The 15,486-nt window shown below is 31.7% G+C and carries 13 protein-coding genes; 10 read left to right on the forward strand and 3 right to left on the reverse strand.

Annotation, left to right across the window (positions count from 1 at the left end):
• Positions 1-71: 71 nt before the first annotated feature.
• The 9 genes from ACM55M_RS06095 (at position 72) to ACM55M_RS06135 (ending at position 8,458) form a co-directional block, all read left to right on the forward strand.
• Positions 72-629 (forward strand): sugar O-acetyltransferase, encoded by a 558-nt coding sequence (locus ACM55M_RS06095; RefSeq protein ID WP_416856692.1) that lies wholly within the window; start codon positions 72-74, stop codon positions 627-629.
• 9 nt (positions 630-638) lie between these two features.
• Positions 639-899, forward strand: coding sequence for a hypothetical protein (locus tag ACM55M_RS06100; RefSeq protein ID WP_416856693.1), 261 nt, complete (start codon positions 639-641; stop codon positions 897-899).
• Positions 900-911: 12 nt separating this feature from the next.
• Positions 912-1,301 carry an SMU1112c/YaeR family gloxylase I-like metalloprotein gene (gene gloA2 / locus ACM55M_RS06105; protein WP_416856694.1) on the forward strand — a complete coding sequence of 130 codons (390 nt, stop codon included), beginning with the start codon at positions 912-914 and terminating at the stop codon, positions 1,299-1,301.
• A gap of 184 nt (positions 1,302-1,485) precedes the next feature.
• The gene (locus ACM55M_RS06110; protein ID WP_416856695.1) at positions 1,486-2,766 is read left to right on the forward strand and encodes a chloride channel protein; all 1,281 of its coding nucleotides are present in this window, start codon (positions 1,486-1,488) and stop codon (positions 2,764-2,766) included.
• Between the two features lie 6 nt (positions 2,767-2,772).
• Positions 2,773-3,378, forward strand: a complete 606-nt coding sequence (locus ACM55M_RS06115; RefSeq protein WP_416856696.1) for an HPP family protein — start codon at positions 2,773-2,775, stop codon at positions 3,376-3,378.
• A 166-nt stretch (positions 3,379-3,544) separates the two neighbouring features.
• Positions 3,545-4,084: an IS1096 element passenger TnpR family protein gene (locus ACM55M_RS06120; protein ID WP_416856697.1), complete on the forward strand. Its 540-nt coding sequence runs from the start codon at positions 3,545-3,547 to the stop codon at positions 4,082-4,084.
• Positions 4,085-4,176: 92 nt separating this feature from the next.
• On the forward strand, positions 4,177-5,235 hold the full coding sequence (locus tag ACM55M_RS06125) for a nucleoid-associated protein (protein WP_416856698.1): 1,059 nt from the start codon (positions 4,177-4,179) through the stop codon (positions 5,233-5,235).
• Positions 5,236-5,465: 230 nt separating this feature from the next.
• The gene (locus ACM55M_RS06130) at positions 5,466-5,705 is read left to right on the forward strand and encodes a hypothetical protein (protein ID WP_416846438.1); all 240 of its coding nucleotides are present in this window, start codon (positions 5,466-5,468) and stop codon (positions 5,703-5,705) included.
• A gap of 383 nt (positions 5,706-6,088) precedes the next feature.
• Positions 6,089-8,458, forward strand: coding sequence for a GAF domain-containing protein (locus ACM55M_RS06135; protein ID WP_416856699.1), 2,370 nt, complete (start codon positions 6,089-6,091; stop codon positions 8,456-8,458).
• Here ACM55M_RS06135 and ACM55M_RS06140 read toward each other — a convergent pair.
• Positions 8,455-9,639 carry a Pycsar system effector family protein gene (locus ACM55M_RS06140; RefSeq protein ID WP_416856700.1) on the reverse strand — a complete coding sequence of 395 codons (1,185 nt, stop codon included), beginning with the start codon at positions 9,637-9,639 and terminating at the stop codon, positions 8,455-8,457. The two genes, ACM55M_RS06135 and ACM55M_RS06140, sit on opposite strands and share 4 nt — an antisense overlap.
• Before the next feature lie 24 nt (positions 9,640-9,663).
• On the opposite strand from ACM55M_RS06140, the gene ACM55M_RS06145 reads away from it, so the two are divergent.
• Positions 9,664-13,398, forward strand: a complete 3,735-nt coding sequence (locus ACM55M_RS06145; RefSeq protein ID WP_416856701.1) for a metallophosphoesterase — start codon at positions 9,664-9,666, stop codon at positions 13,396-13,398.
• On the opposite strand, the gene ACM55M_RS06150 is transcribed toward ACM55M_RS06145, so the two are convergent.
• Together ACM55M_RS06150 and ACM55M_RS06155 are read right to left on the reverse strand one after the other, a co-directional pair.
• Positions 13,381-14,265, reverse strand: coding sequence for a hypothetical protein (locus ACM55M_RS06150; RefSeq protein WP_416856702.1), 885 nt, complete (start codon positions 14,263-14,265; stop codon positions 13,381-13,383). The genes ACM55M_RS06145 and ACM55M_RS06150 overlap by 18 nt on opposite strands.
• 29 nt (positions 14,266-14,294) lie before the next feature.
• Entirely contained in the window at positions 14,295-15,359 is a 1,065-nt protein-coding gene (locus tag ACM55M_RS06155; RefSeq protein ID WP_416849602.1) for a hypothetical protein, read from the reverse strand.
• Positions 15,360-15,486 lie beyond the last annotated feature (127 nt).

The following is a 15,486-nucleotide window of genomic DNA, read 5'->3' on the forward strand; positions in this document are numbered from 1 at the left end:
TGTTGAAATTATAGGATGAGTTGTATTCCTGAGCAATTTCTTTTATATTTACCCTAAACTAGAATCCATTTATGAAAACAGAAAAAGAAAAAATGATCGCCGGAGAACATTATCTGGCTGGTGATAGCGTTTTAGTAAAAGACAGGCGAAAATCAAAAAACCTTCTTCACAGATTAAATGTTACCGAATATAGAGTAACCAAAAAAGCGCGAGAAATACTGAAAGAGCTGATTCCTAATGCAGGAGCAAATCTTTATATTGAACCTCCATTTTTTTGTGATTACGGCTACAATATCAGTTGTGGAGAAAATGTCTATTTTAATGTGAATTGTGTTGTGTTAGATTGTGCCAAAGTGACCATTGGTTCTAATGTGCTATTTGCTCCAGGTGTTCAACTCTATACCGCATCACATCCACTTGATGCTGAACTGAGAAAGACCCATGAAAATGCTTTACCTATAACTATTGGAGACGATTGTTGGATTGGTGGAAATTCAGTTATTTGCCCTGGCATAACTATAGGAAATGGTTGTGTTATTGGTGCTGGTTCTGTTGTCACAAAAGACATTCCTGATAATTCATTGGCTGTTGGAAATCCAGCAAAAGTGATTCGGAAACTTAACGAATAAATTAAAATTATGCCACACGTTCTAGCCAAACTCAAAAATGTCCCGCTGGAAATCATCAAAGCTATTTTGGAAAAAGACAAAGCGTTTCATGTATCCCAAGGAATGTATTTAGAATACCTTTGGCAAAATGCCGATGATGAAAATGAAGTACAATTCCTCTTTAGGATTGATAATCTCGAAAAAACAAAAGCGATAATCCACCAACTTCATTCAGAGGCTTTAGTGCAAGATCCAACTGCGAATCTTCCTGAAATGACTTATTTAAAATAAAACGAAATAATTATGATTTCCATCAACAAAGTACACCATATAGCCATTATTTGCTCTGATTATCAAAAATCTAAAACGTTCTATACCGATGTTTTGGGCTTAACAATTATTCGGGAAATTTACCGTGAGGAAAGAGAATCCTACAAACTTGATTTGGCTTTAAATGGCGTTTACATCATTGAACTTTTCTCGTTTACAAATCCACCGCAGCGTACTTCGGGACCAGAAGCAACTGGATTACGCCATCTAGCATTTGAAGTAAATGACATGGACCAAACAATTGATTTTTTATCTTCAAAAAATATAGCGTCTGAAGCCATACGATTGGACCCAACAACAAACAAACCTTTTACTTTTATTGCTGATCCAGATAATCTTCCGATTGAATTTTATGAAAAATAAGACCGTTTTAACCTGCTAAAAAAGCATAATTCACAAATAAATCATAAAAAATAGTACTTATATTGATTTTAGAACCCCAGTCTAAGATTCTTTCTTTAAATTTGTAATACTCTCAAAAACTTTATTTTTTCAAATAAATCATTTTTATTTTATTTGGAATTACGGTTTGTAAAACAATTATTAGATGAACAATACTACCCGAATTAAAAAAAATTACCAATTAATTAAATTTCAAAAATTAGTTATTGTTTCTGTTCTAATTGGTTTTCTTTCGGCTTTTTTAGGAATTTCATTAAAGAAAATAACCGAATATTACGAGGAAATATTTTTTTATCAGGCTTCCTTAAATCCTATATATATTATTCTTTTTCCGGTTTTTGGTCTATCCGTAATATATTTCCTTAGAGAATATCTTTTTAGAAAAAAAGAAAATAAAGGGATTAAAGAAATTTTTGAAAGCACGAATTCAAAGTCCAAAAACTTACCCAATTATAAAATTCCATCCCATTTCATCAACGGATTATTGACTGTTGTTTTTGGAGGATCCACAGGAATTGAAGTTTCCACCGTTGTTGCTTCTGCGACTATTGGTTCTGTTGCCCAAAGAAAACAAAACGTATTCAGACAATACAAAACTGAATTGATCTGTGCAGGAGTTGCCGCCGGAGTTACCGCCTTGTTCAGCAGTCCTATTGCCGGAATTCTTTTTGCGATTGAAGTTATTTCCCGAAAGGTAACCCGAGCGTTTTTAATCAGTAATTTGATTGCGGTTGCAATAGCTTTTGGACTTGTTTCTTTATTAGATGAAAAACCTTTGTTTGCGGTAAGTATTGAAACTTGGCATTTAAGAGCGATTCCGTATTTTATACTTTTGGGGATTTTAGCCGGAATCAATTCCGTTTATCTTACTCGTTGTGTTTTATTATTTAAATCTCAATTTTCAAAAATAAAAATTCATTATTATAAGATTCTTATAGGCTCACTAATTCTGAGTATTTCCTTATTCTTTTTTCCACAACTTTATGGAGAAGGATATCATGCTATCAAGGGAATATTTGTTCATTCGAATGACGTGACACTATCATTTTCATTGGGACTGACATTTATTGGAATAATACTTCTAAAACCAATAGTAACTTCGGCAACGCTTGCTTCAGGTGGTGATGGAGGAGTTTTTGCACCAAGCCTATTCATTGGTGCCTTTTTAGGATTACTTGTTGCTTTGCTTTTAAATACCTATTTAAAAGCGAATGTAATTCCTGTAAACTTTATGGTTATTGGAATGGCTGCGGTTTTAAGCGCCAGTATTCATGCGCCCTTTACAGCGATTTTCTTAGTTTGTGGATTAACGAATGATTATACTTTATTTCTTCCCATTTTGGTTGCTTGTCTGATTTCAAAATACACAGCCAAAATGATTTATCCATTCACTGTGTACTCCTATTCTGCCAGTTTATCAAAATAATAGTTTATGCCAATTGAAAAAATAAAAAGGAATTATCGTAAAACTAAATACATTCTTTACAAAGAAACTTTAGTTGATTTCAAAGAACATTTTTGGGCTTTTTTAGGATCGTTTATCGGTATAGGTCTAATGGCTTATATGCAATCCAAAACACTACTGCATTCAGATGTAGTTTTTTTGATTGGCTCTTTTGGTGCTTCAAGTGTTTTGGTTTATGGCGCAATCCAAAGTCCATTATCCCAACCCAGGAATCTTGTTGGTGGCCATCTTGTATCGGCGATTGTAGGAGTTACAGTAGCTAAATTTGCGCCCGATATTTTATGGATAAGTGCTCCTCTAGCTGTCTCATTCTCAATCGTTTTAATGCAAGCAACCAAAACGTTACATCCTCCTGGAGGCGCTACCGCATTGATTGCAATAATTGGTTCTCCAAAAATTACAATGCTTGGCTATTGGTATGTGCTATATCCTGTTCTAAGTGGTGTACTTATTCTACTGATTGTAGCTTTAATTTTCAATAATATGACCGCGAACAGAAGTTATCCAAATCATAAAAAGTATCACATCATTCGAAAACGAATTACCGATAAATTTAGAAACAGCTCATCTTAATTTTTAAAACACATTACTATTTTAGAAAAAAAGACAATCAATCACATACTCTCCTTACAGAATCATACGCAAAAATCTTATCAACAAATCTGAAATCTGTCCCGAAACTTCGGGATAAAATCTAAAATTAAATTTTACCTTTGACCTTTCAACAAAAACAAAGATTATGGTTTATAAATTTAGAGTAATTCTAGACGCAGAAGATGATGTTTTTAGAGACATTGCAATACTTGAAGACGATACTTTAGAAGATTTACACAATGCTATCTTTAATTCCTTTGGTTTTGACGGAATGGAAGTGGCTTCATTTTATACTTGTGATGAAACATGGAATCAGGAAGACGAAATTTCGCTTTTTGATACCGGAGATATTCCAGGGGAACAAAAAGTAATGAGCGATTATCAGTTATCGGATATTTTAGATAAACAAAACACCAAAATTATCTATGTATATGATTTCATCAACATGTGGACTTTCCTTGTAGAATTAGCCGCAGTAGAAGACCAGATTCTTGGAAATCTATATCCAGAAACGATATTTTCTCACGGTGAAATGCCTGATGAAGCTATGGAAAAAAACTTTGAATCAGATAATGCCGATGACTATAATGATGAATTTGAAGATGGACTGGACGAAGATGATTTAGACATGTTTGAAGGAGATGATAGTTTTGAAGACTATGGGTTTGAGGAGAATTGGAATTAAATAACTAAGCGAATAAGCATCAAGAGCCAAGATGAAAGACTTAAAAATTGTCATTTATCTTGGCTCTCTCATCTAAATATTAAATACAATATATGATCAACTTATATAATACCCATATCGAGAACTTATCAATTCATAGAGTTGGTAATAAAAGCAGAAACGAAGCTCTTTTTTTATCAGAGCAACCGTTTAATTTAAATGATGAAATTGTACCGTTGATGAAGGAGTTTTTCTTTAAACCTTTTAGAGAAAAAGAAGAAAACTATTTTCAATTTGCACATGAAATCGATTTGGATTATAATGACATGTTCAAATTTGCAACGGAAATTTTTGAAAACCCAAGTACTATTCATGAAGTTTCAAAAAAAATCACGAAACACTTATTTGAGCAATCCAATCATCCACACATCAAGAATGGAGAAGTATATGTTACGTATTTAACAAATGTGAGTATTGATAATAATGTGGTGGACGCCATAGGAATATTCAAAAGTGAGATACAAGCTGACTTTTTACAATTTGAGGAAAAGGAAACGCACTTAGAAATGATTTTGCAACAAGGTGTAAATTTAAATAAATTAGACAAAGGATGCTTAATCTTTAATTATAAAAAAGAAGAAGGTTATAAAATCCTAACAGTAGATAGCAACCGTTATGATGCAAGATATTGGCTGGAACATTTTCTTTCAGTAGATGCTTTTGAGGATGAAAATTTCATTACTAAAAAATATTTAAAATTCTGTCAGAACTTCGCCAAAGACGTTGTTTTTCCTGCCGAAGACAAGAAAGAAGAAGTGATGTTCATGAATCGTTCCGTGAATTATTTTGCTAAAAATGATCAGTTTGAAGAAACTAATTTCTTAAATGAAGTTTTAGACAACCCGGATTTGATTCCAGAATTCAAAAATTACAAAATAGACAAAGGAGAAAAATATAGCATTGAAGATGTAACTTCTTTCCCTATTGCCAATGCTGCAGTTTCAGACGCAAGAAAATCAATCAAAAATGTAATTAATTTAGATACACATATCCAAATAAAAATGGATTTCATCAATCCTGAAAGTGCAGAAAAATTTGTTGAAAAAGGTTGGGATGAAGAAAAACAAATGTATTATTATTTAGTTTATTTCAATAAAGAAGAGAAGAGCTAGTTACAGTGTTCAGTCAAATTTTACAGTTCTTGCACTTAAATATTCCATCCTCAATTGCGAAAGTGATTGGGGATTTTTTTTGATTTTATAAGACAAAAAAGAATTGGTATTTATTTTATTTGTAAGTAATTTTATATTTTTATTAACATAAAATGTATTTTGTCGATTTTATTTGCTATTTAAACGATTATTTATTACGTTTATCTTCCCAAATCTTAATACTCAAATTTATGAACACAATTGAAATCAAAGAAAAATTTCTGAAGAAAAACATTTTGTGTTCATTGTTTGGGCATAAAATTATCACAACTAGAAATGTCACAAATCATTTCAAAGAATTTAAATGTACTGTTTGTCATCTTGAATTAACTAACGATGAAAATGGTCAGAAAACATTTCTCACCCCAGAACTAAAAGAAATAAACGAAACATTAATTGGGTTTTATAAAAAAAGGGTTCATGCCGTTTAAAATCCGTTTCCATTTAACAAAATCATTTTATTTCAAAGCTCTAAATTAGTAGCTTTTTATTAAAGTCAATTTCATTAAATAAAAGCTTTCAAGAATTAAACTACTCCCTATTGCTAACCTACTAAAACCTTGAAAAGATGCTAATCCTTCTACTAATAAAATCTATAATGATATTGAGACAAAAAAATAACCAAAAAAAATTATTAAAGTACAATAGCATTCCCATTACTCAATTATTATAAATTTCTTTAAAGGATATTAAAATTTAGTGTCCAAAAAAAATCGATTTATTAAATTCGAATCATACTACTTAAAAAAAGAACCTAAAATTAGTCTATCCAATTTCGTTTATTAGTAATTTTGTATTCTAAATAAACTATCAGATGGATTATCATTTGTTCAAAGAAAGCCCATTCAAGACCTTAATTTCGTTTCACAAACTCATTGAAACTTTGGATGAAATTGCGGCAACCAATGTGGATTATCGTTCAAATTATGCAAAAGCTTTATTGAAAGAAATAGAATCTTTCCCAGAATTCAGAACTGGAATTGAGGATTTTAATTTAATTCATACTAACGAAACACTGATAAAATATTTATTAGCTGACCTATTCCCTACTGCTTTAACAAATAATGAAATTAAAGCGGTTACCATTCCTTTTCAAAATTTTACGTTTAATTTTACCGAAAGATTCAAAAAAATACTTCACAATGCCGGAACAACTTTTGACATGGCTATCCGGGATTTCGATGGCAATCAATTCTACATAATGAATTGCATTTTGATTTTGAACACATTCTACAATCAACATTTTGATTTCAACAAACCTTTGTTTTACGATATTCCAGATGCAAATGGCATTATGAAACATTATAGAATTCTATATAATGCCGATTTTATGGAAATTATCCCGACTGATAAAGCAATAACATTAACTCCAGAAGATATCGATTTATTGATGGACAATTATGAGAATATCGATTTGTGGAAAGAAAAATTCCCGTCCGAAAGCTGGATTTTAAAAGGCTTTGGTATCGTATCTCTATTCGATGCTTCTATAGAAAGTGCCGTTTCAAACTTGAAAAGTAATCTTTTGAAATCAGAAAAAGATCATACTGAAGGCAATCAAAATTTTGAAACTATTTTTCGTTCCATTTTCAAAATATCCGATTTAAAAGTTGGTTTCATCATTTACAATGAAGAAGATGAAAAGTTTGTAAAACCTCCTTACGATGATAAAAAAATAGGCAGTTTTATTCTTCACGATATGCAAGAAGCCGATTGTAAAAATCTCCTTTTTGGATGCTCTTTGGAAAATCTTTTAGAACAAAATAAGCCTTTTGTAATTTCAAAAGTTGAAAATTTTGCTAAAACACCAGGAAATGAAAAATTAGGAGAACATTTTTTAGGACTAAATATTCATAGCTGCATTCTTGCACCTGTAATAAAGAATGGTAAACTTTTAGGTATTATAGAATTAGTTTCAGCAAAACCAAGAGAACTTAACAGCATTAATGCAAATAACCTAAATTTGATTTTACCTTATTTGGTAGATACATTGGAGCGCTACAACAATGATATGCAACACCATATAGAAGCAATCATTCAGAGGGAATACACGGCTATTCATCCAAGTGTTTATTGGAAATTCAGAAGAGAAGCTCTCAAATATTTTCAAACTAATAATCCAAATAAAGACTATATTTTCAAAGAAATTGTATTCAAAGAAGTATATCCTTTATACGGGCAAATAGATATCAAAGGCTCTTCGGAGCACAGAAATGAGACAGTAAAGGAAGATTTAAAAAATCAATTGGAGGCTCTTATTCTAATCTTTGAAAATCAAAATTCAAATAGCAACCTGGTTTTATTGGAACAACGAAAATTTGAACTGCAATCATTTTACGAACAACTGGCATTCCCTCTAAAAGCTGATACAGAACAACAAATTCAACTTTATATTGAAAAAGAGATACATCCTATTTTAAGAAATACAAAAACAAATAAAATAGGTGAAACACTAGAGCAAAATTATTTTGAGAGTTTGGATGAAAAAACAGGAATGTTTTACCAATCGAGAAAGAAATTTGATAACGCCATGTCTATTGTCAATAAAAAATTGGCCTCAATTCTTGATAAAAAACAAGTTGAAGCACAAAATATTTTTCCGCATTATTATGAACGTTTCAAAACTGATGGCGTGGAACACAATCTTTATATAGGTGCTTCAATTACTCCAAACAAAGATTTTGACAGCATATACCTCCATAATTTAAGATTGTGGCAATTGCAAACGTTGTGCGAAATGGAATTGGAACACCATCAACTTAAAGCTTCTTTGCCTTACGAACTTGATGTGACTTCATTAATTTTAGTATTTAGTTCCCCTATCTCAATCCGATTTAGAATGGATGAAAAACGTTTTGATGTAGATGGAACTTATAATGCCCGTTATGAAGTTGTAAAAAAACGTATCGACAAAGCCAACATTAAAGGTACCAAAGAAAGAATAACCGAAAAAGAAAAAATCACCATCGTCTATTCTCACAATACCGAGCAAACCGAATATTTGAATTACATAAAATTTTTACAATTCAAAAATATCTTAGAACCCGCTATCGAGGAATTTGAAGTTGAGGAATTACAAGGCGTTTCGGGTTTGAGAGCCATTAGAGTAAAAGTAATTAATAAAAATAAAGAACCCGATTCTAAAAACTATTCCTATCAGGATTTATTGGATGAACTAAACTAAACTCCAACCATTTTGAAAGCAATGATGAAAGCAATAACTGAGACAACTATTCCTATCATAAAAAGATTATAGGCAATTCTCAATAATCTGTATTTTTTCTCTAAAACTATTCCTAAGAAATATAAATCTTTAATCATCGAATTATAAATATACTCTCTGTCTTTCATCATTTCGTTCATAGCCCATTCATAGTCTAGCAAAGGCATTTTGTAGAAATTGCCAAAGAAAAGCAAATTCACTTTTTTATTTTCAATATCTTGTTTCGTAAAAACGCCTTTTGTTACTTTTGGCCTTGTAGAAAGTATGGCAAAAATGATTGTGATTACGCTAGAAATTACCATAATAAAGGTTGGAACCACCAAATGGGCATTTTTTGGACTATCTAGTTTTGGAATAATCGTAGAAAGTGCAATTGAAATAATAATCGCATTTACAGAAAGTAGAATATTAGCCTTACTATCTGCAATGCCACTCAAACGGGTATGATTACCTAGTGTAACTCTGAAAACAGTATCAATACCACGCTCCGGCTTTTCCTCTTTTTCTTTCTTTTTATCTTCTTTTTTCAATTTCTTGTCCTTTTTATCATCAGTTACATTGATTTTTTTCTGAATCCTTTTTATATTTTTCTCCTTTAAAGGTTGCCAATTTTCCAATGCAAAATCAGTATAAAACCGATGCTTATTCACTAAAAAATCCCAGTTTTCAGCTGCCCAATCTTTATCTGAATATAATTTATCCTCTGTATTTTCCCATTCTTTTCTCAAAACTTCACAACTGGACAAATAGTCATCACTAAAAAGATGATAATAATCGGCGTCTTTTATTATTTTTTCAAGAAGTGTTTGAGGCACATATTCCTTTGAAGTGGCTTTAATTAAGCTGGTGATTTCTGCAATATACTCTTCTGATTTTCCTTTTTCTTTCAAAAACTGTGTAACTATAGCACTACTGCAATTCTCGTGATTAGTACAACCATTAATGTATCCTGTATCATGGAACCAAGCTCCTACAAGCAAAATTTCTTTGTCAGTAGCATTTACATTCATTCCTTCAACAAGTACCAAAACTGCTGCAACCATCTCACGTGTATGATTAATATTATGGTAAGTATATGAATTAGAAAGTTTATCTTTGAGTAATTTCACAACAAAATCTTCGGCTTGTTCTATAAGATTCATAAGAAATAATTATACTACTAAATTATGGAATTGTTTTTGGATAATCGTTTTAAAAATAGGAATAAAATAAACTTTGGTTTTATTCTTTTGTTTTTGGTTCTTCAATCTTGCGCTACGCATCATGCTCAGTTTGGTAAAAATATTAAGAATCCAATATCACAAAACGCAATAGATAGTTCAAAAATTGTGCATACTTTCTATTTAATTGGTGACGCAGGAAATGCCAATGAAAAAAATGCACAAGAAACCATTGGCCTGCTTGAAAATCAATTAGAAAAAGCAACTAAAAACTCGACTCTTTTATTTCTTGGAGATAATATTTATCCTAAAGGACTGCCCAATACTGACAGTCCAAATGAACGAATTATTGCCGAAAATAAGTTAACAAACCAACTAAAATTATCTAAAAACTTCAAAGGCCAAACTATTTTCATTCCTGGAAATCATGATTGGTACAATGGAATTAAAGGATTACAGCGCCAGGCCAAGTTTGTAACCGATTATCTGAATGACAAAAAATCATTTTTACCCAGAAAAAGCTGTGCCATCGAAGATCTGGAAATAAGTAAAAACGTAACTCTTATAACTATTGACAGCCAATGGTTTTTGGAAGATTGGGATAAAAGCCCCACTATAAATGATGATTGTGATATCAAAACACGGGAAGATTTTTTTGCTGAATTAGAGAATATTTTGAATAAAAATCAAGAAAAAACAGTAGTTCTGGCGCTTCATCATCCGTTGATGAGCAACGGAACGCACGGTGGTCAATTTTCATTAGAGAAACAGCTTTTTCCATTGGAACAAAAAATCCCACTTCCTATCCTTGGCTCCCTCATCAATCTAACCCGAAAAACTTCTGGAATAAGTCCGCAAGACATTCAGAATAAAAGCTATACTCTTTTTATAAAACGTATAAAAACACTACTGCAAAGTCAGGATAATGTTATTGTGGTTTCGGGCCATGATCATAATTTACAATACATTAATAAAGACAACATCAGGCAAATTATCAGCGGAGCCGGTTCAAAATCGGAAGCGGCTAAAGCTGTTTTTCCAAATGATTTTTCGTATGGTGGAAACGGATATGCCACACTTTCTATTTATGAAAATGGAGCAGCAAAGGTTTCTTTTTATGGCAAAGAAAATAATAAAGAAAAACTGATTTTTGAGCAGTTCGTGTTAGATGAAAAAGGCAATTATATAACCTCAGATTTTCCAACCTCATTTAGTAAAACTACCGCGACATCTATCTATTCAACGAAAAAAACTAAAAAATCATTATTTTATAAATTCTTTTTTGGAAACCATTATCGAAAATATTACAGTTTGCCAATAGAAGTAAAAACGGCTACTATTGACACTCTCTTTGGAGGCTTAAAACGGAAACGTGCAGGAGGTGGTCATCAATCAAAATCATTGCAACTTTTTGATAAAAATGGCAAAGAATATGTAATGCGTGCCATGAAAAAAAGTACTGGACGGTTTTTACAATCGGTAGCTTTTAAAGACCAGTTTATTCAAAACGAATTTGAGGATACGTATGCTGATGATCTTTTATCTGATTTTTACACCACCTCACATCCCTATACCCCTTTTGCAGTAGGTAATTTAGCAGACAAAATTGGCGTTTCACATACCAATCCCGTATTGTATTATATTCCGAAACATGAAGTGTTAAAGGACTTTAATGCCAATTTTGGGGATGAATTATATATGGTGGAAGAACGTCCTAATGACAGTCAAATAGCAGTAAAAAGCTTTGGAAAACCAACTGCAATTATCAGTACTGCTGATTTATTAAAAAATCTTCACAAAGATGAAAAATACACAGTAGATGAAAGTGCTTATATCAAAGTGCGATTGTTTGACATGCTCATTGGCGATTGGGATAGACATGAGGATCAATGGCGTTGGGGCGAATATAAAGAAGGCAAAAAAATAATTTACAAACCCATTCCACGCGATAGAGACCAAGCTTTTACGAAATATGATGGTGCGTTAGTCACTCTTTTGATGAATAATCCACAATTGCGCCACATGCAAACTTTTAAAGAGAAAATTAAAAATGTGAAATGGCTCAATCGTGAACCGTATCCGTTAGACCTTGCTTTACTTAAAACTACAGATGAAAGCGAATGGTTAAAACAGGCAAAATACATCGAGGAAAACCTTTTGGATGCTGATATAGATGCTGCTTTTAATAATTTGCCTGCATCCGTTCAGGATCAAACTATCGAAAGTATTAAGCATAAATTGAAAGTCAGAAAAACGCAATTGCAGCGCTATGCTTCGGAATATTACAACGTGCTGCAGAAAACAGTTTTAATTGTTGGAACGGACAAAAAAGATAAATTTATAATCCAGCACAAGGCAAAAAATAAACTTGAAATTGGAGTGTATCGAATGAAAAATGAAGGTGAAGAATTACTTTACACAAAAGACTTCACTACTGGAAAAACTAAGAATATTTGGATTTACGGATTAGATGATGATGATGTTTTTGAAGTAAAAGGCATGTCAAATTCTGCAATAAACATTCGATTAATTGGGGGACAAGACAACGATTCTTACACTGTCGAAAATGGAAAAAAGGTAAAAATTAATGATTTTAAATCAAAAGCAAATACCTATGCTTTAGATTCTAAAACCAAAGTCCTTTTGACGGATGATTATCAAACCAATCTTTATGATTATGAAAAACCAAAATATAATGCTTTTTCTGGTTTACCAAGTATTGGTTATAATCCTGATAATGGTATAAAATTAGGGTTTGTAACTAACTACACCGTTAATAAATTCAATCAAAATCCGTATACGCAAAAACACATCTTAAAAGCCAATTACTTTTTTGCAACCGATGGATATGAACTCATTTATAATGCTCATTTTCCAAAATCAGTAGGTAAATGGGATTTAGATTTGGAAGCCCAATTCACGAGTCCCAACTTTACGATTAATTATTTTGGATACGGAAATGAATCTTTAAATAATGACGAAACTTTTGGAATGGATTATAATCGGGTGCGTCTTAGAACATTAATGGTTATGCCGTCCATTAAAAAAACAGGGAAATATGGTAGTGCAATCTTATTTCAAACCTCCTTTGAAAGAATCAGTGTAGAAGAAACGAATGATCGTTTTATAAACATCCCCGGAATCGTAAATCAAGATGTTTTTAACAGCCAAAAATTTGCAGGAGCTACAATGAAATACAGTTTTGAAAATTATGATATTCCTTCATTTCCTACCATGGGAATGGGATTTTCAGTAGCTGGAAGTTGGAAAATGAATTTAAATGATACTAAAATGAATTTTCCGACAGTAGAAAGCAAACTAAATTTCAACCATAAAATTGATGCTAACGGCAAAATAGTTTTGGCAACAATTTTGAAAGCAAAAATATTATTGAATAACAATTTTGATTTTTATCAAGGTGCCACTTTAGGTGGTGATTATGATTTGAGAGGTTTTAGAAATGAACGTTTTCTAGGGAACCAATCTTTTTATCAAAGTAGCGATATCCGCTTGAATTTAGGAAAAATAAAAAGAAGTATTTTACCAATGTCTTACGGAATTTTTACTGGTTTTGATTATGGCAGAGTGTGGCTAAAAGGCGAAAATTCAGATAAATGGCATCAATCTTTTGGAGGAGGATTGTGGCTCAGCAGTCTGAATGCACTTACGGCCAGAATCGCCTATTTTAAAAGTGCTGATGAAGAAGCCCGAATTACTTTTGGTTTAGGATTTGGATTTTAGCTTTTTGATACTGACGTTATAAACATTTCCCCCAATACTTTTGGTTCTTTCATCGGCAATGAATAAATAATCATTATCGTCAAAGCAAACCGCTTCTTTTTGAGAAAAATGGTTTAAATTGAGTATCGTTTTTGTTCCATTCAAAAAATTGTCATCTTTAAAGTTTTCGAATAATAAAATTTTATCATGCGTTAAAATGGCGACTTTGGATTCATCCGGACTTATAGTCGCACTGGTAATCGCACAATGGTTATAGTCGTCGCAAGTTATAAATTGTCCCATTAAAACCGCTTGATGAAATCCGGGAGTATTCGGAATTTTATATAAAAAAGCAATGCCATCAAATCCTTTGCTTCGATTTTTGGTGAACAGATAGAAATTATTTTTAAACTCAAAAAAACCTTCAACATCATAGAACATTGCTGATTTTTTTGGCGGAAAATCTTTTTGTTCCGGATAAGCAAATGAGACTTTATAAGCTGGAACGACACTTTCACTGTTTAATGTTTTTTTGTCTATTTTATAAATACACAAATCCTTTCTTTCGTTGTCATTATTCCCAAAATCTCCAATATAAAGATTTCCATTGTCATCCTTGGTAATATCTTCCCAATCAATATTTTCTGTGTTTTCGATGCGTATGGTTTTTTCAATTTCACCATTTTGAAAATTCAAACCATAAATCGCATTTGTATTACCGCTGTCTTCCAGTGTCCAAAGTAAATTTGTTTCTGACGAATAAGTAATTCCAGAAACTTCTTTTAACTTATTAGGTAAAGAATATAGGGTTTCTAATGAATTCGAATCTTGTTGACAAGATAAAAAAACAAAGGAGAATAAGACAGAAATATAGTTTTTAGAACTCATTGTATTGAAAATGTAAATTTATAGAAAGACTAAAATCCAGTATTGAATAAATTTGTGTTTTTAAAGTTTCTGGTAATAAATTCAAAAGCCGCACTCATTACATTCCCCATAGATTTTGCTTTTTTAAAATTTAAATCATTGGTATAACTATACAGTTCTAATTTCAATTGATTCAAATGTTCATCGGTTGATATTGTGTCAGAACCCATGATTTGCAATAATCTTTTGATACGATTTTCGGCAGAATGGATTCTTTTTGCAAGAACCGCCCGCTCTTCATCTTTATACTGTTCTATCGAACTATGTTGAAGTTTTTCTTTAACCAATTTTACCATTGGATAATTTTCTTTAAAAAACTGGGGACGATACACCTTAAAATTTCCTTCGAAGCATTGCTGGTCAAAATCAATAGCACGAATTCTATAAACCACCTGATCAAAATCGTGAATAGGAATAATTACATAATTATAAGAACGCATGTCTCCTAACAAGCGAATCATACAGCGTTCATTGAACTTGACAAATTCTTTTGCTATTTGTGATTTTTCGGTTTCGGTACAATCAGCCAGAAGCGTTTTTATGAATACATCTCCTGCAATTCCCATAATATGCTCTTCGATTAAAGTATCTTTGTAGACTAAAAAATTTATCTTATCCGGTGACAGAATATGTTCCAGTTCCAGTCCGTAAACACGAGAAGCATCTGCTTTCTTGATGTAAAAATGTGTATAATTATCATTCAAGATGTTTCTGACTTTGATTCGAAAAGGTTTCGAATTTCCAAAAGTGCAATAATCGATTGAATCCACATTCAGAAATTTAATAATTCCCAAATTACCATCAGAATGTAACAGAGAATATATTTTCATCAAAGTCAAATCAATCTCTTTTCGTTCAAATTCATTATAATACACCCGAATCCACAACGTATCTTGATCGTTTTTATCATACACATTTATGGAACCGGAAAAACGCAACAAATCATCATAAAAAATAGGCACCTTGGAGATTCTATCAAATCTTTCCAAATAATCCAAAAGCGAATTATTTATAGGATAAGACGGTTTCTTAAAAAGCATTATCGGCTCGCTCATTCGAAAAATATTTAATGCAAAATTACAACAAATTAGAACTCAAAAACATCAAAAAATACGTACTTATTCAACTTCTGTTAAATCATGATTTTGATTTCTTTCAAGGTATTTCAAAAGCCAATTCTAC

This window comes from Flavobacterium galactosi (assembly GCF_048158585.1).
GTDB lineage: Bacteria > Bacteroidota > Bacteroidia > Flavobacteriales > Flavobacteriaceae > Flavobacterium > Flavobacterium galactosi.

Excerpts from the sequence above, each read along its gene's own strand:
- ACM55M_RS06095 (WP_416856692.1), top strand. The coding sequence starts at position 72 with ATGAAAACAGAAAAAGAAAAAATGATCGCCGGAGAACATTATCTGGCT.
- ACM55M_RS06100 (WP_416856693.1), top strand. The coding sequence starts at position 639 with ATGCCACACGTTCTAGCCAAACTCAAAAATGTCCCGCTGGAAATCATC.
- gloA2 (WP_416856694.1), top strand. The coding sequence starts at position 912 with ATGATTTCCATCAACAAAGTACACCATATAGCCATTATTTGCTCTGAT.
- ACM55M_RS06110 (WP_416856695.1), top strand. The coding sequence starts at position 1,486 with ATGAACAATACTACCCGAATTAAAAAAAATTACCAATTAATTAAATTT.
- ACM55M_RS06115 (WP_416856696.1), top strand. The coding sequence starts at position 2,773 with ATGCCAATTGAAAAAATAAAAAGGAATTATCGTAAAACTAAATACATT.
- ACM55M_RS06120 (WP_416856697.1), top strand. The coding sequence starts at position 3,545 with ATGGTTTATAAATTTAGAGTAATTCTAGACGCAGAAGATGATGTTTTT.
- ACM55M_RS06125 (WP_416856698.1), top strand. The coding sequence starts at position 4,177 with ATGATCAACTTATATAATACCCATATCGAGAACTTATCAATTCATAGA.
- ACM55M_RS06130 (WP_416846438.1), top strand. The coding sequence starts at position 5,466 with ATGAACACAATTGAAATCAAAGAAAAATTTCTGAAGAAAAACATTTTG.
- ACM55M_RS06135 (WP_416856699.1), top strand. The coding sequence starts at position 6,089 with ATGGATTATCATTTGTTCAAAGAAAGCCCATTCAAGACCTTAATTTCG.
- ACM55M_RS06140 (WP_416856700.1), bottom strand. The coding sequence starts at position 9,639 with ATGAATCTTATAGAACAAGCCGAAGATTTTGTTGTGAAATTACTCAAA.
- ACM55M_RS06145 (WP_416856701.1), top strand. The coding sequence starts at position 9,664 with ATGGAATTGTTTTTGGATAATCGTTTTAAAAATAGGAATAAAATAAAC.
- ACM55M_RS06150 (WP_416856702.1), bottom strand. The coding sequence starts at position 14,265 with ATGAGTTCTAAAAACTATATTTCTGTCTTATTCTCCTTTGTTTTTTTA.
- ACM55M_RS06155 (WP_416849602.1), bottom strand. The coding sequence starts at position 15,359 with ATGAGCGAGCCGATAATGCTTTTTAAGAAACCGTCTTATCCTATAAAT.